At 60.7% G+C, this 20275-nt stretch carries 16 protein-coding genes; 14 read left to right on the top strand and 2 right to left on the bottom strand.

The window, feature by feature from the left end:
* The first annotated feature begins 17 nt into the window (after window positions 1–17).
* The 8 genes from LVD10_RS13160 (at window position 18) to LVD10_RS13125 (ending at window position 11720) form a co-directional block, all read left to right on the top strand.
* The gene (locus LVD10_RS13160; RefSeq protein ID WP_233005866.1) at window positions 18–2291 is read left to right on the top strand and encodes a DUF1631 domain-containing protein; all 2274 of its coding nucleotides are present in this window, start codon (window positions 18–20) and stop codon (window positions 2289–2291) included.
* A 509-nt stretch (window positions 2292–2800) separates the two neighbouring features.
* Window positions 2801–5326, top strand: a complete 2526-nt coding sequence (locus tag LVD10_RS13155; protein ID WP_255774724.1) for a DUF1631 domain-containing protein — start codon at window positions 2801–2803, stop codon at window positions 5324–5326.
* A gap of 107 nt (window positions 5327–5433) precedes the next feature.
* Window positions 5434–6003 (top strand): 1,6-anhydro-N-acetylmuramyl-L-alanine amidase AmpD, encoded by a 570-nt coding sequence (gene ampD, locus LVD10_RS13150; RefSeq protein ID WP_233005864.1) that lies wholly within the window; start codon window positions 5434–5436, stop codon window positions 6001–6003.
* Window positions 6004–6101: 98 nt separating this feature from the next.
* Window positions 6102–6980: a regulatory signaling modulator protein AmpE gene (gene ampE / locus LVD10_RS13145; RefSeq protein ID WP_233005863.1), complete on the top strand. Its 879-nt coding sequence runs from the start codon at window positions 6102–6104 to the stop codon at window positions 6978–6980.
* A gap of 206 nt (window positions 6981–7186) precedes the next feature.
* On the top strand, window positions 7187–8617 hold the full coding sequence (locus LVD10_RS13140; protein ID WP_237063943.1) for an aldehyde dehydrogenase family protein: 1431 nt from the start codon (window positions 7187–7189) through the stop codon (window positions 8615–8617).
* A gap of 82 nt (window positions 8618–8699) precedes the next feature.
* Complete coding sequence (locus LVD10_RS13135; RefSeq protein WP_233005861.1) at window positions 8700–9692, top strand: threonine ammonia-lyase; 993 nt, start codon at window positions 8700–8702, stop codon at window positions 9690–9692.
* Window positions 9689–10279: a YbhB/YbcL family Raf kinase inhibitor-like protein gene (locus LVD10_RS13130; RefSeq protein ID WP_237063942.1), complete on the top strand. Its 591-nt coding sequence runs from the start codon at window positions 9689–9691 to the stop codon at window positions 10277–10279. The genes LVD10_RS13135 and LVD10_RS13130 overlap by 4 nt, the downstream gene beginning before the upstream one ends.
* 115 nt (window positions 10280–10394) lie before the next feature.
* Entirely contained in the window at window positions 10395–11720 is a 1326-nt protein-coding gene (locus tag LVD10_RS13125) for an AmpG family muropeptide MFS transporter (protein ID WP_233005859.1), read from the top strand.
* A 28-nt stretch (window positions 11721–11748) separates the two neighbouring features.
* On the opposite strand, the gene LVD10_RS13120 is transcribed toward LVD10_RS13125, so the two are convergent.
* Window positions 11749–12072 (bottom strand): MGMT family protein, encoded by a 324-nt coding sequence (locus LVD10_RS13120; RefSeq protein WP_233005858.1) that lies wholly within the window; start codon window positions 12070–12072, stop codon window positions 11749–11751.
* A gap of 67 nt (window positions 12073–12139) precedes the next feature.
* Between LVD10_RS13120 and LVD10_RS13115 the strand changes: the two genes are divergently transcribed.
* Window positions 12140–13150 carry a DUF481 domain-containing protein gene (locus LVD10_RS13115; RefSeq protein WP_233005857.1) on the top strand — a complete coding sequence of 337 codons (1011 nt, stop codon included), beginning with the start codon at window positions 12140–12142 and terminating at the stop codon, window positions 13148–13150.
* Window positions 13151–13203: 53 nt separating this feature from the next.
* A complete protein-coding gene (locus tag LVD10_RS13110; RefSeq protein WP_233005856.1) occupies window positions 13204–13965 on the top strand; it encodes an SDR family oxidoreductase in 762 nt (253 codons plus the stop codon).
* Window positions 13966–14150: 185 nt separating this feature from the next.
* On the opposite strand, the gene cfa is transcribed toward LVD10_RS13110, so the two are convergent.
* On the bottom strand, window positions 14151–15302 hold the full coding sequence (cfa, locus tag LVD10_RS13105) for a cyclopropane fatty acyl phospholipid synthase (RefSeq protein WP_237063940.1): 1152 nt from the start codon (window positions 15300–15302) through the stop codon (window positions 14151–14153).
* Between the two features lie 166 nt (window positions 15303–15468).
* Between cfa and LVD10_RS13100 the strand changes: the two genes are divergently transcribed.
* The 4 genes from LVD10_RS13100 (at window position 15469) to LVD10_RS13085 (ending at window position 19228) form a co-directional block, all read left to right on the top strand.
* Entirely contained in the window at window positions 15469–15969 is a 501-nt protein-coding gene (locus tag LVD10_RS13100; protein WP_233005854.1) for an FxsA family protein, read from the top strand.
* A gap of 240 nt (window positions 15970–16209) precedes the next feature.
* Window positions 16210–16503, top strand: coding sequence for a co-chaperone GroES (locus tag LVD10_RS13095; RefSeq protein WP_091508891.1), 294 nt, complete (start codon window positions 16210–16212; stop codon window positions 16501–16503).
* 47 nt (window positions 16504–16550) lie between these two features.
* On the top strand, window positions 16551–18191 hold the full coding sequence (groL, locus tag LVD10_RS13090) for a chaperonin GroEL (RefSeq protein ID WP_233005853.1): 1641 nt from the start codon (window positions 16551–16553) through the stop codon (window positions 18189–18191).
* 611 nt (window positions 18192–18802) lie between these two features.
* Entirely contained in the window at window positions 18803–19228 is a 426-nt protein-coding gene (locus LVD10_RS13085; RefSeq protein WP_237063938.1) for a hypothetical protein, read from the top strand.
* The last annotated feature ends 1047 nt before the right edge of the window (window positions 19229–20275 follow it).

The raw sequence follows: 20275 nt of genomic DNA, 5'->3' as shown, positions 1-20275 counted from the left end.
CCGCGAGGGAGCCAGGGATGTTAAGCGACGTGCCAATGGAAAAACCGGACAAGGTGCTCTCTCTCGAGCTGGCCCGGAATCGCGCTGCGGCGGGAGAGCCGCGCCCGGGCGACTCTAAATCCAGGCCCCCCGAGACGATCCTCGATTCGCTGCATGAACGTGCGCGGGAATTGCTCCTTGAGCAGCTCAAGAGCCTGTTCGGGCGCGTGGATGACTCGCTGTTCGCAATGGCCGAGAGGGCGCATGGCCAGGCCGAGCAGGATGGCCTGTTCCAGGCGTTGCGGCTGTTACGGGTGGAGCGGCGCAGCATCACCCGGCGTTTCGGCGAGAACCTTGCCGATACTTTCAGCCTCAAGAGTGTCACTACGCCGGAACGCGAACCCGATTCCCGCAGCGGGCTGTCCCTGGTGCAGAACGACGAGCTGGAACAGCTGGTCGCTGTCGACACCATGGTGAACAACGCCGGCCGCGATTACTCCTCACTGATTTCCGAGCTGTGCCTGCGCCTCGATACGCTGTACCGGGACAAGGTTTACGAGAAGAACCTGCCCATCGGCCCGGCAGCTCTTTGTGATGCCTTTGTCGCTGCCATCTGGCCACTGGATATCCATATCCGTGCCCGCCTTACCCTGCTCAAGAAATTCGAACTGGAAGTGATGCAGCGGCTTGGCCCCCTGTACGAGAGCTGTAATAGCCTGCTGGTGGAGCAGGGCGTACTGCCGGACCTGCAGCAGCAACGAAGGGTAAAGAAAGAGTCGGCGCCGACGCCACAACCCCGTACCGGTGGGCCTGCTTCCGGGGCTGGCAATATGGCAGCCGGCGGGGGGATGGTCTCCGCCAGCGCCATGGGGCTGCAGCCGGGACTGGTACCTGCCGGCACTGGTCTCGCGCCAATGCCGGTGCCCGACCTGCTTACTCATTTGGGCGTCCTGCAGGAACAGGTGCCGGGCCAGGCCGGGGCAGAGCTCAAGCCGCTGGACGTGGCGGCATTGCTACAGCAACGATTACAGGACGCCGACCAGGCCGCCTCGCTGGCCAAGGCTGACACCGACGTTATCAAGCTGATGGAGATGCTGTTCTCGTTTATTGTCGAGGATCGCAATCTGGCTGCGCCGGTAAAATCCCTGCTGGGACGCCTGCAGTTACCGTTGCTCAAAGTCGCCATTGCCGACCGTACGTTCTTCAGTAAAGCCGGGCACCCGGCACGCAAGCTGCTGAATGAACTTGCCGATGCCGCCACCGGTTGGCATCCATCCTCCGACGTGGGGCAAGACCCGCTGTACCGGGAGATGCGTTCTGTGGTGGAGCGGGTGATCGCCGAGTTCGATCGGGATATTGGCCTGTTCGAGACATTGCTGGACCAGTTCCGCAGTTTTGTCCGCAACCAGCGCAAGCGAGCGCAGGTGCTGGAAAAACGTATCGTTGACGAGGCTGGCGGCCGTGCCCGGGCAGAGGCCGCCAGGGCGCGGGTGGAGGCGGTGATGGAAGCCCTCACCGCCGACCGCGAACTACCACCGGTGGTGGGGGAGTGGCTGGATAAGGTATGGCGCCGCGCATTGTTTCTCACCTGCGTAAATTCGGGACCTGACAGCGAGGCCTGGAGTAACGAAGTGCGCGCCGTCCGCGACCTGGTGTGGAGTGTGCAGGTGCCGATGCCTGCGTATGCCCGGCAGTTACAGGCATTACTGCCCTCACTGCAGGTCCGCCTGCGCGACAGCGTGCAGGCGGTGTCCCTCAACCCGTTTGAGGCGCGGCGACTGTTCGCGGACCTGAAGGAGGTCTACCGACAGAAGTTTGATGTTGCGCGGGCAGCGGTAGAGCAGCGGGAGGATACGGCCGGGCCCGGCGAGTCCCCGGGCAGTGCGGGCAGCGAAGTCAGGGATTCCCGGGAGGAAAGTGGTGGTGATGTCCTGCCCCAGGTCGAGGAACTCGAGCAGGCTGCCGCGGCTGTCGATCCGGTAGCGGAGCAGGTCGGCGAAGAGATGGCCCCGCTGCCCGAAGATGACGCCCACTGGAAGCAGACCTTCCGCCTGTCCCAGGGCAGCTGGTTTGAATTGCAGCGCGGTGAAAGTGAACAGTTTCGCTGTCGGTTGGCCGCAGTGATCCGCGATATCGACCAGTTTATTTTCGTCAACCGCAACGGTGCCAAAGTCGCCGAGTTCACGCGCCTGGAGCTGGCCTATGCACTGCGACGCAGCCAGTTGATGCCCATGGACGACGGTATGTTATTTGAGCGCGCGCTGCAGTCAGTGATTGGCAGTACCCGGCGCAAGCGTGACGACCAGGGTTGATGTTGAAGGCCCATTGGCCAGGCCAGGCATCCGCGGGGGCTGCTACCTCCCCGGTAGCGGGGTGACTCCCTGTACCCAATCCCGCAGTCAGCTCCGGTAGCCTGGCCCGCCCGGGCGGCGGCGGACCGATACCCTTTTACCCCCTGATTCCCCCTGTCTAATCGGTGCTAACGTACTAAGTTGGCGTTTCAGTTGATTGTCAAAACTGACTTTAATTCTATACCTAGAAAAAAATCGACTAACTTGGCGTAAAAGTGTGCCCCGGGACCTTGCCAACAAGACGCCAGTGGCGGATATTTCAAAAGCGCACCAATAGTCATAAAAAGTGTGAGGTTCGTCAGGTTTTGACCGTGCAATTTTCGCACAAACGTCATGCGATAACCTACGGCCAAGCGAATTTCACCGGTGCGAAATAACCAGAATGAACAAAATGTAGACAAGCCGGCATTCCCCCCGAATCGCCGATAAAACGGAATTTGCCTGAGTCAGGACGACGATTTGAGGCTTATATGAGCACTGATGAATTTCCCCGCGTAGTCAGCTTTTCCCGCGGCCGCCCAGGCCCCAGCAATACCCGCCCGGTCACGCTTCCCCGTGAGGTGAGCGCTGTACGGGACACCGCCGTAAGCTGGTTATTCGCGCGTATGAAAGAAGTTTTCGCGGCGGTTGACGACAGCCTGTTCGAAACGGCGGAAAAGGTGAACCGCCAGGATGAGCAGGATGGTATTTTCCAGGCCCTGCGTAGCCTGAGGCTCGAACGGCATCGCCTGATCGACCGCTTTGTCAACCTGGTGGGGCAGGGCTTCGCCGAGATCCCCGAGGCCGGGGCCGATGACAGTACGCTGGAGGAGGCGGAAGAGCCGGCTGAGCCCGGGCTGGCGCTGGTGGAAGATGAAGACCTGGAGCAGCAGGTGGCCCTCAAGGGCATTATCGCAGCGGCGCGGCGGGATTTCGCCAGTCCCATTGCGGAAATGTCGCTGCGGCTGGATACCCTGCTGCCGGTGAAAGTCTACGACGGCAATATGCCGCTGGCCCCTGTGGCCATCTGTCGCGCCCTGCGCAAGACCCTGAAGCCCCTGGATATCCACCTGCGGGCGCGCCTGATCGTCCTGAAAAAGTTCGAGAAGCTGCTTGCCGTGCGACTGGGTGAGCTTTACGGGAAATGTAACCAGGTACTGGTCGAGAAAGGTGTGCTGCCGGACCTGAAAGACCCCTTGTTGATGCGGCGCGCGCAGTCCCGCGGCTCGCGGACTCCGGTGGCGCCGCCGGGCAGCCGGAGCACACCGGCCCAGCCTTCAGCAGGCCCGGTTCCCGATGGGCAGGGGGATGTCGCCGGGGCGCAATCACCGGGCTTCCCGGGTTACCAATCCAATTCTCCAGGGGGTGTCCCCGCCGCCGGCGGCCATGCATCCGGAGCGCATGGGACTGGTGCTGCCCCTGTCGGTGGCGGCCATGCTCCCGGAGCCCAGGGGGCTGGCGGCTACGGCCTGGTCCCTGCCGCCCCCGGTGTAGCCTCGCTGGCCACCCCGGACCTGTTGCAGCATCTCGGTGAGCTGCAGGTAACTGTACCGATGGAAGCCTCTTCCCTCGGCACAGTGCTCAACGTCAATACGCTGCTGGAACAGCGGCTGGTGCAGGCGCAGCAGAAAGCCTCGCTGGAGGAACTGGACACTGAAGTCATCCGCATGGTGGACATGCTGTTCTCCTTCATGCTGGAAGACCGCAACCTCGCGGAGCCGATCAAGGTCCAGCTGATCCGCCTGCAGCTGCCCCTGCTCAAGCTGGCTGTGGCCGACAAGACTTTTTTCAGCAAGGGCGGGCACCCGGCGCGCCGGCTGTTCAACGCACTGGCCGATGCGGCGATCGGCTGGCAGGCGCGGGATAATTACCGCGAGGACCGCTTCTATCGCGAGGTCTGCCAGATTGTCGAGCGGGTCCTGCAGGAGTTCGAGAATGACGAGGGCGTATTCCAGGAATTGCTCCAGGATTTCGATACCTTTGTTTCCCGCGAGCGCGTGCGCGCGCGGATCATGGAAAAGCGCACGCTCGACGAAGTGCAGGGCAAGGCCCGCATCGAGGCGGCCAAGGCGCGTGTCGCCGCAGTATTCGACGCGCTGACTGCTGAGCGCCAGCTGCCCAGGATTGTCCATATCTGGCTCAACCGGGTTTGGAATAATGTGTTGTTCCGCGCCTGCCTGAAAGAGGGGACTGACAGCGAGAGCTGGCGCCGCAGTGTTCTGACGGCCCGCGACCTGGTCTGGAGCGCCGTCGCCCCGATGCCGGAAAGCAGTTTCAAGATGCAGCAATTGCTGCCCGGGCTACGGCAGAGGTTGAAGGACGGGGCGGAATCCCTGTCCATTAACCGGACCGAGCTCGAGCGTCTCCTGGGTGGGCTGGATACATTCTACCGAGAGCGCCAGAGCCTGGCCGACCGGGTCGAGTCCGAGCGGGAGCGCCGTACCCGCGAACGCCTGGTGCAAGAGCTGCTGCGCGAGGCCGACAGCGTAATGAAAATCCCGGCGGTGCAGCCGGGGGGGGAAGAGGCTCCCTTGCCCGACCGTGAGCCGGACTCGCACCCTGGGGCTGAAGCCGCTGCCAGTGCGGACAATGTTGAGCTGGAGGACAGCGAGACGGACCTGCCGGCCCCGGAAGAGCTGGATCGCCTGTCGCGCGAGGCGGTGGTTCCCCCGCAACAGGAGCTGCCAGCCATCGCCAACACCGATGAGCACTGGCGCCAGACCTACCACCTGAAGGGCAGCTGGTTCATGCTGCAGCCTGGGGACAGCCACCCAACCCGCTGCCGCCTGGCGGCGATCATCCGCGACCTGGACCAGTTTATGTTTGTAAACCGCAGCGGCGTGAAGGTGGCGGTGTACTCGCGCCTGGAGCTGGCCCATGCGCTGCGCAGCGGTAACCTCAAGCCCCTTGAGGATGGGCCGTTGTTCGAGCGGGCCCTGCGTTATGTGATGGGCAATATTGGCGAGACAAAGATTGCGGTCGAGGTGGATGAGCCCGCCGCGGAGCCGGTGAGTTAAAAGGGATCCGCTGCCCCGCGGGCAAGCCTTGTGGCAATGCTCCCGGGGCTTCCCTAGAATGTCCTGCAACCGCGATTGGAGTGCCAGTGTTTGAAGGAGGGCAGGGCGTGGACCAACAGGTAGAATCCGGCTGGCTTAGCGGCGCCCGCCGGGTACCCAGCCCCCACTGTAACGAGCGCCCCGCCGGGGGCGACATAGACCTGCTGGTAATCCACTGCATCAGCCTCCCCCCGGGGCAGTACGGTGGCTCCTGGATCGACGACTTCTTCCAGGGTCACCTGGATACCTCGGCCCACCCCTACTTTGAAGAGATCGGCGAGCTGAAAGTCTCGGCGCACCTGCTGATCAACCGTACCGGCGAAGTAACCCAGTACGTACCATTCGACCGGCGTGCGTGGCATGCAGGACAATCCAGTTTCTGTGGCCGGGAAGGGTGCAATGACTTTTCCATTGGTATCGAGCTGGAAGGCCTGGATACGGATACCTATACCGACGCCCAGTACCACTCCCTTGCGCGTGCCACCGTGGCGATCATGCGTGCCTACCCGGGAATTACCCCGGAAACCATCACCGGCCACTCCGACATAGCTCCCGGTCGCAAGCTCGACCCGGGCCCGGGGTTTGACTGGCGGCGATACCTGGCCGAGGTGGAGACGCTGCGCCAGACAGCCGGCTGATCTCCCCCGGATTGGGCACTGGCGGGCCGGGGAGGTTTTTTCTGCTCGCCCATGGCGTTATTCTCTGACTCTGGGAGAGCTTATATTGAGAATAACGTATGGCACTGATCATCGTTTTACTGACCCTGGCCCTGGTGCAACTCTGGGGCTCCGGGAAGCCGGTTCACCATGACGGCTGGTTCGCGCGCTGGCGGCAAAACATTGCCGGCCGCAAGGCCATGCAACAGAACGCGGGCCTGCGCCTCGCAGCGACGGTATATCCGGCGGTTCTGTTGGCGGCGGTGCTGATGGTACTGGCAGAAGTCGCCATGGGCTGGCTGGGTACGCTGGCACTCGGCGTAATCCTTCTTCTCTACTGCCTCGGCCGGGGCAACTTCAACGAAATGCTGTCCGATTACCTGCGGGCCTGGTACCGCGGCGACCTGGAGCAGGCCCGGGCGGCTGCGGCCCCCCTGATCCGTGACCTGCACGAGGAGCCAGGTGGCCCGCAGCAGTTGCATGAACAGGTTTTCCGTGGCTCCGCCTACCTGGCGTTCGAGCGACTGTTTGCCGTGCTGTTCTGGTTCCTGCTGCTGGGGATTCCCGGGGCGTTACTGTTCCGGTTGAGTGCGCTCTACGCCGACGAGACGCGGGGTACCGCTGACGAGGCCACCGCGTCACGCTGGCTGTGGCTGCTGGAGTGGCTGCCGGTCAGGGTAATGGGGTTCAGTTTTGCCATCGTGGGCAACTTCGCCGGTTGCTACCAGGCCTGGCGACAGTGCCTGACCTGCCGCGAGCGTGATACCGCAGAGGTGCTCGAAGCCTATCTGGAAGGTGCGCTCGGCGGTATCGATGCCAGCCAGTGCAGCGTTGGCGGGGAAGTGGCAGAGGCCCAGAGATTCTGTGGAGCCCAGCTCGAGGGCCTGCAGTCGCTGCTGTCGCGCTCACTGCTACTGTGGGTGACAGTGCTGGCCCTGGCGGTGCTGTTCGGCTATTGATTTTGGCCTGTCAAGGCTGGAACAGGTTTTGGTGAACTGGTGCCTAGTTTAGAACTTTGTTCCTTTTTGTGCCTTGACTTGCCCCCGGGCGGGCTCGGATATTGCCGCCTGAAGGCGAGCGTAATGGACACCAGTTGGCTGTGCACAAACTGCTCTGTACCGATAGAAAAACAATGACAACACTGATGAAGGGCGAGCAAATCTAGATGGAAGCTGAAACCCTTGAGCCCCGGCTGGGCTCTGACGATGGATCCGGCCAGGGCCCATCCCCCAATTCCGCTGCGCTGGTTGGGGGCCTGCGCACCTATTTCAGCAGCGGCACCACATCCAGCCTGTCCTGGCGCCGGCAGCAGCTGCGCCAGCTGCGCAAAATGCTGGTGGAGAATGAATCCCGATTCCTGCAGGCACTGCGGGAAGACCTGAACAAGGCTCCCCAGGAAGGCTTTATGACCGAGGTCTCCGCTACCTGCGGGGACATCGACCATGCACTCAAGCGCCTGAAAAACTGGGTGAAGCCGCGGCGGGTATCGACACCACTGGTAGCACAGCCGGGGCGCAGTTATGTGCAGCCCGAACCACTGGGAGTGGTGCTGATCATCGGGGCCTGGAATTATCCGCTGCAGCTGTTGCTGTCGCCGCTGGTCCCCGCGATTGCCGCCGGAAACTGCGCGGTAATCAAGCCCTCCGAAATGGCGCCGGCCACGTCAGCGCTGGTGGCAGGGTTGCTGCCACGCTACCTCGACAGCGATGCCTTCGCCTGTGTTGAGGGGGGCGTGCCGGAAACCACTGACCTGCTGGAGCAGCGCTGGGACCATATTCTCTATACCGGCGGCGGGCGCGTGGGCAAGATCGTCATGCAGGCGGCCGCCCGCCACCTGACTCCCGTCACCCTGGAACTGGGGGGCAAGAGCCCCTGTATTGTCGCCGACGACGCGGACATCACGGTTACCGCCCGGCGTATTGCCTGGGGCAAGTTCACCAATGCCGGGCAGACCTGTATCGCCCCGGACTATGTGCTCTGTACCCGTGCCACGGCGGAACGACTGGTGCCGGCTATCGAGGCGGAAGTACGCAGCATGTTTGGCGAAGACCCGCGCCAGTCCCCTGACTACGGGCGAATCGTCAATCGTCGCCATACCGAGCGGCTGGCGGCGTATGTGGCGGAGGGTAATGTTGCCTGGGGCGGCCAGGTCGATATCGCTGACCGCTATGTTGCGCCGACACTGCTGCGCGGTACCGGCATCGATGCCAAGGTGATGCAGGAAGAAATTTTCGGCCCGGTGTTACCGGTGATCGAGCTGGACGATTTCCGTGAAGCGGAGGATTTCGTCAACCGGCGCGAGAAACCGCTGGCCCTGTATGTGTTCTCCGATGACAGTGCCACTGCCGATCGCATCCTGGCGCGTTGTAGTTCCGGTAACGCGTGTGTGAATGACTGCATGATGTTTATGGCCGTGCACGAACTGCCGTTTGGCGGCGTGGGCCAGAGTGGCATGGGCGCCTATCACGGCGAGCATGGTTTCCGGACTTTCAGCCACTACAAGGCGGTAATGAAGCGCGGCTATGCCTTTGACCTGGACCTGCGCTATGCCCCGTTCACCGCCCGCAAGTTCAAGCTCTTGCGCTGGTTGCGTTGACGTTTCGATAAGGTTGCGCCGAGCGCCCGGCCGCGGCAGGGTGCGGTAAACTATTCAGAGACTTGGATTTCCCGTACCTGCTATGCCTGATGAAAATCTCGACTTGCCGGGCAGCGCTGACATTTTCAGCGCTGCCCAGGCGATTGCGGAGCGGATTCACCGCACGCCCCTGATCACCAGTGCGCAGATCGATCGTATCTGTGGCGCTCATCTCTTTTTCAAATGTGAACACCTGCAGAAGACCGGTGCCTTCAAGGCCCGCGGTGCCAGTAACGCCCTGTGCCATTTGCCCGCGGGGACCAGTATGGTGGCGACCCATTCCTCCGGGAATCACGGCGCCGCGCTGGCCTGGGCAGCGGCTGCGCGCGGCCTGGCCTGTACTGTGGTGATGCCGGACACGGCGCCGCTGGCCAAGCGCGCGGCGGTTGCGGGTTACGGCGCCGAGATCGTGCTCTGCGGCCCGACCCTGCAGGACCGTGAGGCAGCGCTGCGCAAAGTGGTGGAAAGTACCGGCGCCCATGTTGTGCCGCCTTTCGACGACAGCCGCATCATCGCGGGGCAGGGCACGGTGGCACTGGAAATAATTGAGCAGAGTCGCGCCCGGGGTTTCAACCCGGATATCGTCCTCACGCCGGTCGGCGGTGGCGGCCTGCTGGCGGGTACCGGGCTGGCCATGGCAGCCATGGCACCGGAAGTGCTGGTGCTGGGCGCCGAGCCCGCAGGCGCGGATGATGCCCAGCGCTCATTGCGCAGCGGCACCCATGTCACTTCGCAGACTGCGGATACCATTGCCGATGGATTGCGCACGACCCTGGGGCAGCGCAACTTTGCCCTGATCCGGGAAACGGTGAAGGATATAGTTACCGTAAGCGAGCAGGGCATCGTCGATGCCATGCAGCTGCTGTGGACACGCACCAAGCAACTGGTGGAGCCGTCTGCGGCAGTGCCACTGGCAGCGGTGCTGGAACATCCTGCCCGCTTCAGGGACAAAAATGTGGTGCTGGTACTGAGTGGCGGCAATATGGACCTGGAACGCGCGGCGTCCCTATTTGCAGAGGAGGCAACAGAATCATGAAACCTGGCCAAGCTGTTTCATCGCAGCGCCGCATCCAGCCGGTGCGGACTGCTAAACTGGTGGCGTCCGCCATCCTGGCGTTGTTTGCCGCATCAGTACCCGCCGCCGAGCTGGTACTGTCTTCGGACAGCCTCGGTCCCGGTGAACGCATGCCCATGGAGCATGTGTACCATGGCTGTGGTGGGGAGAACCTCTCTCCGCAGCTGAGCTGGAGTGGTGCGCCCGAGGGAACCCGGAGTTATGCCCTGATGGTGTATGACCCGGATGCGCCCACTGGCAGTGGCTGGTGGCACTGGGTGATGTTCAATATCCCCGCTGGCACCACCAGCCTGGCGGAGGGGGCGGGTACCCCCAAGAATGGGCTGGTGCCGGAGGCAATCCAGGTGCGCAATGATTACGGCAGCCCGGGCTACGGCGGTGCCTGTCCGCCCAAGGGCGACGGCGACCACCGCTACCAGTTCCGTATCTATGCGCTGGGGGTGGAGCAGTTGCCCCTCGACCAGGATGCAACGCCCGCGCAGGTGGGTTTCCAGGTGAACGCCAACAAGCTGGCGGAGGCGGAGCTGGAAGTGGTCTGGGGGCGCTAACGGTTAGTGCCGGCACCGGATCAGTTGGTTTGCAGGAAACAGTCGACCGGGAATTAACGGATAACAAGGACAACGCAGCGGCATGCCAGAACAGACGCTTTCTTGGGGACAGGCAATGCGGGTTTACCTCAAACCCCGTGTGCTGGCGATGTTTTTCCTCGGCTTTTCTGCCGGGCTGCCGTTCCTGCTGGTATTTTCCACCCTCTCTGCCTGGCTGACCGATTACGGTGTCAGCAAGACCACCATCGGTTTCTTTGCCCTGGTGGGCCTCACTTACTCGATCAAGTTTGCCTGGGCACCGGTTATCGACCACCTCCGCCTGCCGTTCCTTACCCGCTGGATGGGCAAGCGCCGCAGCTGGATGGTGGTGTCGCAACTGGGGGTCGCGCTGGGCTTACTGGCGCTGTCCCAGATCAATCCGCAGCTGGCCCTGGTAAAGATTGCCGTGGTGTCGGTGGTCATCGCCTTCTGCGCCGCTTCCCAGGATGTGGTGATCGACGCCTACCGGATCGAGTCTGTGCGGGAAGAGCTGCAGGGGGCCATGGCGGCCAATTATGTATTCGGTTACCGGGTGGCGTTGCTTGTGGCTGGTGGCGGAGCGCTATTCCTGGCGGATATCTGGGACTGGTCTTCTTCCTACATCAGCATGGCGGGCCTGATGGGTGTGGGCATCATCACCACCCTGTTGATCGCCGAGCCGGACCATACCCGCGCGGAGAACCTGGCCGAGCCGTTCGAGCACACCTGGGTCGACCGGATCATGGGCAGTGGCACGCACGGGCCGATCAAGGAGTGGTTTGTCCGCGCGGTGGTATGTCCCTTCCTGGAGTTCTTCCAGCGCAACGGCCGCTTTGCGCTGGTGCTGCTGCTGTTTATCGGCATCTACCGTGTCAGTGACCTGGCCATGGGGGTGATGGCCAACCCCTTTTACCTGGACCTGGGGTTCTCGAAGACGGATATCGCCCAGATCGTGAAGGTATACGGCTTCTTCTTCTCCATCCTGGGGGCCTACCTGGGGGGCTTGCTGGTGGTGCACTACGGCATCCTGCGACCGCTGATCCTGGGTGCGATACTGGTGGCTGCAACTAACCTGCTGTTCGCCAACCTGGCCCTGATCGGCCCGGAGAAAGCGTGGCTGGCGCTGGTGATCAGTGCGGATAACGTCAGTGCCGGGATATCCAACACTGTCTTTATTGCCTACCTCTCAAGCCTGGTGAACCAGGAGTACACCGCCACCCAGTATGCGCTGTTCAGTTCACTAATGACCCTGCCGGGCAAGTTTATCAGTGCCTTCTCCGGGATCGTCGTGGACACCCAGGGATATGCCGAGTTCTTTGTTTACGCGGCAATCCTGGGCATACCGGCCGTCCTGCTGGCCACTTATATCTGGTGGCGTGACTCCCGCCTGCAGTCGGTCGAGCCCTCTACCGGCGCGGGATAAAGACCCCTGGTGTCCCCTGGGCCGCGGCTCACGGACTCCAGCGGTATTTGCCCAGGTCTACCCGCCCACCAATCAATACTACCCCCTCCCGCTCCAGCCGCTCCTGCTGGCGCTGCGCAGCGGGTTCGGGCAGCGAGATCCGGCCCTGAGCATTGATGACCCGGTGCCAGGGCAGCTTGCTGCCCTGGGGCAGCCGGCGCAGGGCCTGGCCGGCAAACCGCGCCGCGCGGGGGAACCCGGCCATCTCTGCCAGGTCCCCATAAGTAATGACCCGCCCCCGGGGAATCTCCGCCAGTACACGGCAGATCCTCGATATGGCATCATAGTCATGATTTTGCGCTTTGTTCCCCACTAAAAAATTCTCCCGAAACCAACCTATCTAACAACAAGGTCTATTTGTGCTTGTAGTAATAAAACGCTTGCCCATATTTTTGCTGTTCCTGGCACCTCTGGTCGCATCAACAGCCCTGGCCGGCGTGCTGACACTGGATAATGGTGACAGGATCCACGGCCAGCTGGTCGTAGTGGAACAGGACCACGTGGTCTGGCAGTCCGAGAACTTCGGTGAAATCCGGATTGAGAAAGCCAAGGTGCTGTCTCTCGACACTGACCAGGACCTGAAGATCGCCGGCCGCGATGAACCCTGTGCCCTTGCCGGCCACCGCCGCGAACAGTGGGAGCTTTACTGTGACAGCGGCAGCGGCTGGGTCATGGATTTTCCCGCGATCAACCGCGCTGAACCTTACATCAATTACATCGGCAAGCCCTACACCCTGCATGGCAACGTCAGCGCCGGCGGTGTATTTGAGCACGGCAACCGCGAGCGCGAGGACCTGGACGTCAACATCAACCTGGACCTGCGCCACGGTGACTTTCATCACCTGCTGAATGCGCTCTACCAGAGCCAGAGCAACCAGGAGGTGGACTCACTGGAAAAGTACCAGTTGGGCTACGACCTGCGCTGGATTTTTTCCGAGAAATGGTTCGCCGCCGCCAACACGGCCGCAGAGAAGGAAGAGGCCCGCAACCTGGACCTGGGTACCACCGTCGGTCTGGGCCTGGGTTACCTGTTCTTTGATACCGAAAAAGCGGCGCTCTCCGTCCAGGGCGGTGTGAGCAGCCTGCAGGAAAACTTTATCAATACCGACCTGAGTGAATCCCAGGACGACCGCTACGCAGCGGCACGGGCGGCGATCAACTATCGCTACAAGTTCGCCCTGGGGCCGGAGATCTATTACGACCAGGAAATCCTGCAGTCAGTGAACAGCAGCGAGGACTACCAGACCAACGTCAAGCTTGGCCTGCGCACGCCCCTGATGGAAAACCTGATGATGGAGATCGCCCAGCACTGGTTGTACGACAATACACCTTCACTGGAAAGCGAAAAGGAAGACACCAAACTGACCATCGGTGTCGGCTACCAGTGGTAGGGCGGCAAATAATAATCAACCAAGAATAACGAGACAGTAGACGAGGATTACCCATGCAGATCGCAAACAGCGTTGTGGTTATTACCGGTGGCGGCCAGGGCCTGGGCCGTGCCATGGCAGAACACCTGGCAAAACAGAATGCCCGGCTGGCGCTGGTGGATGTGAACGAGGACGCCCTGCAGGCGAGTGCCGAGGCCTGCCGTGAGCTTGGTGCCGATGTGCGCACCTATGTGATCAACGTGGCCGATGAAGCCGAGGTGGACCAGGGCTTTGCCCGTATCCGCGATGACTTCGGCGGGCTGCACGTGCTGGTAAACAACGCCGGTATCATGCGCGACGGCATGCTGCTGAAGGTGAAAGACGGCAAGGTGACCGACCGCATGTCCCTGTCCCAGTGGCAGTCGGTGATCGACGTGAACCTGACCGGTGTGTTCCTGTGTGGCCGCGCCGCCGCCGGCATCATGGCCGAGAGCGGGCAGGGCGGTGTTATCGTGAATATCTCCAGCCTGTCCCGCGCGGGCAACATGGGCCAGACCAACTACTCCGCCAGCAAGGCGGGCGTGGCCACCATGACGGTTTCCTGGGGCCGCGAGCTGGCCCGCCACGGCATTCGGGTGGCCGGTATTGCGCCGGGCTTTATCAATACCGATATGGTTGCGCAGATGCGCCCCGAAATTCTCGAGGGCCTGGTCAAGCAGGTGCCCCTGCGCCGCCTCGGCGAGCAGGAGGAGATCGCCTCCACTGTGGCCTTCATCCTCGAGAACGACTACATCACCGGGCGTGTACTGGAAATCGACGGCGGTGCACGCCTGTAACTGCCACAGGCACGATCCCTGAAACCGGGGAGCGACGACACCCGTAGGGGCGGACCTTGTGTCCGCCCTTTCTCGTTGCCCGTCAGGCCGGGCGATCACAGGGATCGCCCCTACAGTAGAGCAGGGTGCGGCAGGACCCGTAGGGGCGGATCTTGTATCCGCCCTTTTCGTTGCCCGCGAGGCCCTCAGGAGACCCTGGCGACGCCCCCTTCCACCCTGTCAGAGAACATCCACTGCCACAGCTGGATATGCCGCGCGCGGAAGGCGCCGGCGCAGGACAGCAGGTAGTAGCGCCACATACGGTAGAAACGCTGGCCGTAGCGATCGGCAAACTGGTCCCAGTGCTGCTCGAAGTTGGTGTGCCAGGCCATCAGGGTGTGGTCGTAGTCACTGCCGAAGTTGTGCAGGTCCTCGGTCACCAGCAGCCGGTCTGCCGCATCGCCGATCTGGCCCGCCGAAGGCAGCTCGCCGTTGGGGAAGATATAGCGCTCGATCCAGGGGTCGGTGGCGGAGTGCCGCTGGTTCTTGCCGATGGTGTGCAACAGCAGCAGGCCGTCCGGCTTCAGGCAGCGTTTTGCCACCTTCATGAAGGTGCGGTGGTTGCGGTGGCCCACGTGCTCGAACATCCCCACACTGGCGATGCGGTCGAACTTCAGGTCTAGGCTGCGGTAATCCTGCAGGTGAACGCTGATGGGCAGGTCGGGGTATTGCTGGTGGATCCAGGCCTGCTGCTCCCGCGACACAGTGACCCCCACACACTCCACACCGTAATGCTGGGCGGCGTAGCTGACCAGGCTGCCCCAGCCACAACCGATATCCAGCAGGCGCATGCCCGGTTCCAGCCCCAGTTTGCGGCAGATCAGGTCCAGCTTGGCCTCCTGGGCCTGTTCCAGGTTCTCCGCACCGGCACGCCAGTAACCACAGCTGTAGACCATGCGCGGATCCAGCATGGCCTGGTAGAAGTCGTTGCCCAGGTCGTAGTGCCGTTCGCCCACCTCGAATGCGCGATGGCGGCTCTGCAGGTTGACCACGTAGCTGCGCAGCAGCCGCAGGGCGTTGCGCCAGGGGCGCACCAGGCGGGTGAGGTCGGCGCGCAGGATCCGGCAGAAGAACTGGTCCAGTGCCTGGACGTCCCAGTCCCCCAGCATATAGGTCTCCCCCAGCCCCAGGCTGCCGCGGGCGAGGATCTCGTCCAGCGCCTCCTCCCGATGCAGCTGCAGGTCCCAGGGGCGGTCGCCGTTGATGCGCACCCCGGCCCCTGCCAGGGCCTCATCCAGTAGGTGACGTCTGCGTGCCAGCACCGGCGCCTCCACAATATCCTGTTGGTTGCTCCCCATCAGTGCCTCCTTGCTGTTGTTATTCGATTATCGGTCCCCCGGGACCCGCAGGCCTTGAGAAATCACGCGACAGGCCGCATTTAAACGGTTGGGTATGCGATACCCTGACTCTATCGAAAATAGCAGTTTCGCCGAATCCCTCAAGCGAACTGCCCGGAGGAGCCCTATGCGCCCGCTGTTATTGCTGTTTATTGTCGTCCCAATCATCGAGATGTGGCTGTTGATCACCGTTGGCCAGCAGATCGGCGCACTGCCGACCATCGGCCTGGTGCTGCTCACCGCGGTGGTGGGACTGGCCATGCTGCGCCGCCAGGGCCTTTCCACCGTCATGCGCGCCCAGCAGAAGATGCAGGCCGGCGAACTGCCCGCCCGGGAAATGGCCGAGGGAATCTTCCTGGCGGTGGGGGGCGCACTGCTGCTGACCCCCGGGTTCTTCACCGATGCGCTGGGCTTTGCCTGCCTGGTGCCGGGCCTGCGCCAGTTGTTACTGGGCCGCTTCCTCAACCGGGTGATCGTGGTGCGCTCCTACGGGCCCCGGGGCCCGGGCGCAGGACCCTACCGACGGCCGGGGGATGACGACATCATCGAGGGGGACTATTCCCGGGATGACGCGGGAAACGGATCTCGCGAGAAGCCCGGGACTCGTGATCGCGATCGCCTTGAATAAAAAATGAGCAGACCGGTCTCCCGCTACCGAGGCCGGCCCTCGCGAGTTTCCCTGCCGACACTTGTCGGCAATTTTTTTACCCCAGACTGTTGAAATCTCCCTTGCCGCCCATAGATAGGGAGCACCCTGAGAATTTGTCCCGATCCTGGCGACAGGAGCGGGCACCCGGGGCCGGAGGTCGAGCGGACCAAGGGTCCCCGGTCTGGAAACCCTAAAAACGACTCAATGGAGAGCCTATCCATGAAAATTCGTCCTTTACACGACCGCGTCGTAGTACGCCGTAAGGAAGAAGAAGAAAAGACTGCCGGTGGCATCGTGCTGCCGGGCGCTGCCAAAGAAAAGCCGAACCAGGGCGAAGTGGTCGCCGTGGGCGAAGGCAAGCTGCTGGACAACGGTGACGTGCGCGCACTGTCTGTGAAAGTAGGCGACGTTGTGGTATTCGGCCGTTATGCCGACAGCAACACCCTCAAGGTGGACGGCGAAGAGCTGATCATCATGAGCGAGGGCGACATCTACGGCGTGCTGGAAGGCTAAGCCCAGCGCACTCGATACGCACACAAAGAATTTGAGGAAAAAGAATCATGGCAGCAAAAGACGTTAAATTCGGTGACGACGCCCGCCAGAAGATGCTGGCCGGTGTAAACATCCTGGCAGACGCCGTTAAAACCACCCTGGGCCCGAAAGGCCGCAACGTGGTGCTGGACAAGTCCTTCGGCGCCCCGACCGTAACCAAAGACGGTGTATCCGTAGCCAAGGAAATCGAGCTGAAAGACAAGTTCGAGAACATGGGCGCCCAGATGGTGAAGGAAGTGGCTTCCAAGGCCTCCGACACCGCCGGTGACGGCACCACCACTGCCACCGTACTGGCCCAGGCCATCGTAACCGAGGGCCTCAAGTCCGTGGCCGCCGGTTTCAACCCGATGGACCTGAAGCGCGGTATCGACAAGGCAGTAATCGCCGCCGTTGACCACATCGCCGGCCTGGCAACCCCGTGCGAAGACAGCAAGTCCATCGCCCAGGTAGGCACCATCTCTGCCAACAGCGACGCCAGCGTCGGCACCATCATCGCCGAGGCCATGGAGAAGGTAGGTAAAGAGGGTGTAATCACCGTCGAGGAAGGTTCCGGCCTGGAGAACGAGCTGGACGTGGTTGAAGGCATGCAGTTCGACCGCGGCTACCTGTCCCCGTACTTCATCACCAACCAGGAGAACATGACCGCCGAGCTGGACGACCCGTTCATCCTGCTGGTAGACAAGAAGATCTCCAACATCCGCGACCTGCTGCCGCTGCTGGAGCAGGTAGCCAAGGCTTCCAAGCCGCTGCTGATCGTTGCCGAGGACGTGGAAGGCGAAGCGCTGGCCACCCTGGTTGTGAACAGCATGCGCGGTATCGTGAAAGTTGCCGCCGTCAAGGCACCGGGCTTCGGTGACCGCCGCAAGGCCATGCTGCAGGACATCGCCATCCTCACCGGTGGTACCGTGATTTCCGAAGAAGTTGGCCTGGAACTGGAAGCCACTACCCTGGAGCACCTGGGTACCGCCAAGCGCGTGACCCTGTCCAAGGAAAACACCGTGATCGTTGACGGTGCCGGCTCCAACGCTGACATCGAAGCGCGCGTCAAGCAGATCCGCGCCCAGATCGAAGAGTCTTCCTCCGACTACGACAAGGAGAAGCTGCAGGAGCGCGTAGCCAAGCTGGCTGGCGGTGTTGCGGTAATCCGCGTCGGTGCTGCCACCGAAGTGGAGATGAAAGAGAAGAAGGCACGCGTTGAAGACGCCCTGCACGCTACCCGCGCAGCAGTGGAAGAGGGTGTGGTACCCGGCGGTGGTACTGCCCTGGTGCGCGCCGTTCAGGCCATCTCCGTGACCGGTGACAACGAAGACCAGAACCACGGCATCGCCGCCGCGCTGCGCGCCATGGAAATGCCGCTGCGCCAGATCGTCGAAAACGCTGGTGACGAGTCTTCTGTAGTCGTCGACAAGATCAAGCAGGGTGAAGGTAACTACGGTTACAACGCTGCTACCGGCGAGTACGGTGACATGCTGGACATGGGTATCCTGGACCCGGCCAAGGTAACCCGCTCTGCACTGCAGGCGGCTGCCTCTATCGCCGGCCTGATGATCACCACCGAGGCCATGATCGCCGAGATCCCGGAAGAGAAGCCGGCTGCCCCGGACATGGGCGGCATGGGTGGCATGGGTGGTATGGGCGGCATGATGTAAGCCAGCCTTTCCGGCCAAACCCCAAGAAGAGCCCCGCATTTGCGGGGCTTTTTTATTGGCGTCATCCCCCCTGTATCTCCCCCTTATCCATTCCGACACCGTCCCCAGTCACCAGCACCCGGTGAGCCCGCCCGATAGAAAGCCATGTCATTCCGGCAATCGACAGCCGGCCTCGTGGCTGTTGAATAAGATTCGTTCGAGCAAAGGTGCCACGCTCACTCCGATAGTGATGCCCTGAAAGCTGCCTCAACGCCCATTACTGTCTCCGCCTGCTTATACACGGTTGTTTTTTGCACGGGAGCGGTATTAAGTAGCTGCTGATACGAGACCCGGATGCGCCAGGATTACGAGACGCGTCGCCTATCTGCGCAAAAAGCGCTCTAACTCGTTGACTTGAAAGGAGTGGCCCGTAAGATCAATTGACAGGGATGCAGGCTAGTTCAAGCGACGCGTCGTGCTATTCCGTAGCTTTCTATTGCCGAGGAGGCTGTAACCCTTTGATATTAAGGGTGATTCTATAAATTTTCGGCGTCTCGGCTCTGTAGATACACGACGTCTGGATATAAAGACGCGTCCTTTGAATAAACTGTTAGGCATGGGAATTATAGATAGTGCGTATTGAGTTCGGAGAAGACAACATTCTAGAAATTTCTGTAGTACAGAAAGGTACTGTAGGAATTCCATATGATTGTGCAATCGAGTTTCAGCTAGTGTCGGAAGTCTCAAGCCATACAAAATCATGCTGGATAGACGGCGCTGATATGAAAGGATTCTTAACTGACTTAAGATCCCTAGACGAAACAATGAAAGGTAAAGCTAGCCTTTGTTCAGAAAGTCCAGGAGAGTTCTTACTGGAAATTATGCCTATCGATACAAGTGGTCATTTTGTGGTTCTTGTTGAGGTTGGAAGAAAATTTTATATTGAGTCATCAGTTTTTGAAGCTAAAGCCTCAAATGCTTTTCCACTTGATACTCAAGCAATGAGTAATTTGTGTAAAAAAATGGTGGCTTATTTCGAAGGCGAACTAAATGCCTAACAAGGTGCGGCAACGGACTTGTAAAACTGTCACTTGTTTCGCAAAAGACCGCAAAACAAGCGCCATTTTTACAAGCCGCTGCGCACGGCGTTAACTAAATAAAGAGAGGAAAGAAGTTGTGCCATCATTTGATGAAGTTTACGAATGTTTGCTACGAAATGGGCCAGGTTATGCTCAAGGCTCAAGGAATGGAGAATATGATATTTATGCCCGAGAAATTGATGGCGTGAGGACAATTGATGCGGTAGTCCGGGATGGTGGGCATGTCCTAATTCATGAGGATTGCTGGGGGCAGGGTGAAACTTGTTCAGGCACTAGGGCTGGTGGTGTGTTCAATAATAGACCTACCTCTATCTATGATTGGTACGATCAGAATTGTTGAGGTAGGCCTAGTTAACAAGGCACTGCAGACCGACAGCTTACTTTGTGCACCTTTTGCAAGGTCGCTATCACTCCCATTTTCGCGCAAAAGGCACACAAAGTAAGCTGCGCCTGAGCGCGGCGTTATGAGTCAGCAAGGTCAGAACAATGAGAAGATCTGCAAGTATTGCTGAAGTGAGTCGAAAGTACGAGGAGTTAAACCGGTCGCTATTGGCCCATCAGATTTCTTCTGGCCTATTTGGCCTTTTAGCACTCATCATGGTGCCAACATCATTGTTTGCCCCAGACACTGAGTCGGTATTAGTCGCTTTGTTTTCTAGCTTAATTTTCATGCAAGCCCTGAAAGGCAAAAAGGAGTTAAAGAGCTTCAGAGCTGATTTTCAGAAAAACCCTAAGTCATATGCAAGGCGTCGCATACCAAAGCCGATAATGTACTATGTGTACTTCTGGTACCTCCCACGGTGAAACTCATAACAATCACGGGCAGTGAAGCTCCGGCCCTTCGGGCCTCCGCGGGACGGCTTACCTTATGCACGTTTTGCGCGGGTCGCTCCGCTCCCATTTTCGCGCAAAAAGCGCATAAGGTAAGCCGCCCCTGCCGTGGGCGTTCTGGCTGTAGAAAAACTCTTAAAATATAGTGTTTTTTGATAGAATTGGCAGGTCGAA

The sequence above is a fragment of the Microbulbifer zhoushanensis genome, assembly GCF_021729055.1.
GTDB lineage: Bacteria > Pseudomonadota > Gammaproteobacteria > Pseudomonadales > Cellvibrionaceae > Microbulbifer > Microbulbifer zhoushanensis.
The sequence above is the reverse complement of the archived record's forward strand: the minus strand, read 5'-3'. Positions and strand labels throughout refer to the sequence as shown.

What these genes read in the sequence shown, in the direction of transcription:
- LVD10_RS13160 (WP_233005866.1), top strand. Translation starts at nt 18, where the DNA reads ATGTTAAGCGACGTGCCAATGGAAAAACCGGACAAGGTGCTCTCTCTC.
- LVD10_RS13155 (WP_255774724.1), top strand. Translation starts at nt 2,801, where the DNA reads ATGAGCACTGATGAATTTCCCCGCGTAGTCAGCTTTTCCCGCGGCCGC.
- ampE (WP_233005863.1), top strand. Translation starts at nt 6,102, where the DNA reads ATGGCACTGATCATCGTTTTACTGACCCTGGCCCTGGTGCAACTCTGG.
- LVD10_RS13140 (WP_237063943.1), top strand. Translation starts at nt 7,187, where the DNA reads ATGGAAGCTGAAACCCTTGAGCCCCGGCTGGGCTCTGACGATGGATCC.
- LVD10_RS13135 (WP_233005861.1), top strand. Translation starts at nt 8,700, where the DNA reads ATGCCTGATGAAAATCTCGACTTGCCGGGCAGCGCTGACATTTTCAGC.
- LVD10_RS13130 (WP_237063942.1), top strand. Translation starts at nt 9,689, where the DNA reads ATGAAACCTGGCCAAGCTGTTTCATCGCAGCGCCGCATCCAGCCGGTG.
- LVD10_RS13125 (WP_233005859.1), top strand. Translation starts at nt 10,395, where the DNA reads ATGCGGGTTTACCTCAAACCCCGTGTGCTGGCGATGTTTTTCCTCGGC.
- LVD10_RS13110 (WP_233005856.1), top strand. Translation starts at nt 13,204, where the DNA reads ATGCAGATCGCAAACAGCGTTGTGGTTATTACCGGTGGCGGCCAGGGC.
- cfa (WP_237063940.1), bottom strand. Translation starts at nt 15,302, where the DNA reads ATGGGGAGCAACCAACAGGATATTGTGGAGGCGCCGGTGCTGGCACGC.
- LVD10_RS13100 (WP_233005854.1), top strand. Translation starts at nt 15,469, where the DNA reads ATGCGCCCGCTGTTATTGCTGTTTATTGTCGTCCCAATCATCGAGATG.
- LVD10_RS13095 (WP_091508891.1), top strand. Translation starts at nt 16,210, where the DNA reads ATGAAAATTCGTCCTTTACACGACCGCGTCGTAGTACGCCGTAAGGAA.
- groL (WP_233005853.1), top strand. Translation starts at nt 16,551, where the DNA reads ATGGCAGCAAAAGACGTTAAATTCGGTGACGACGCCCGCCAGAAGATG.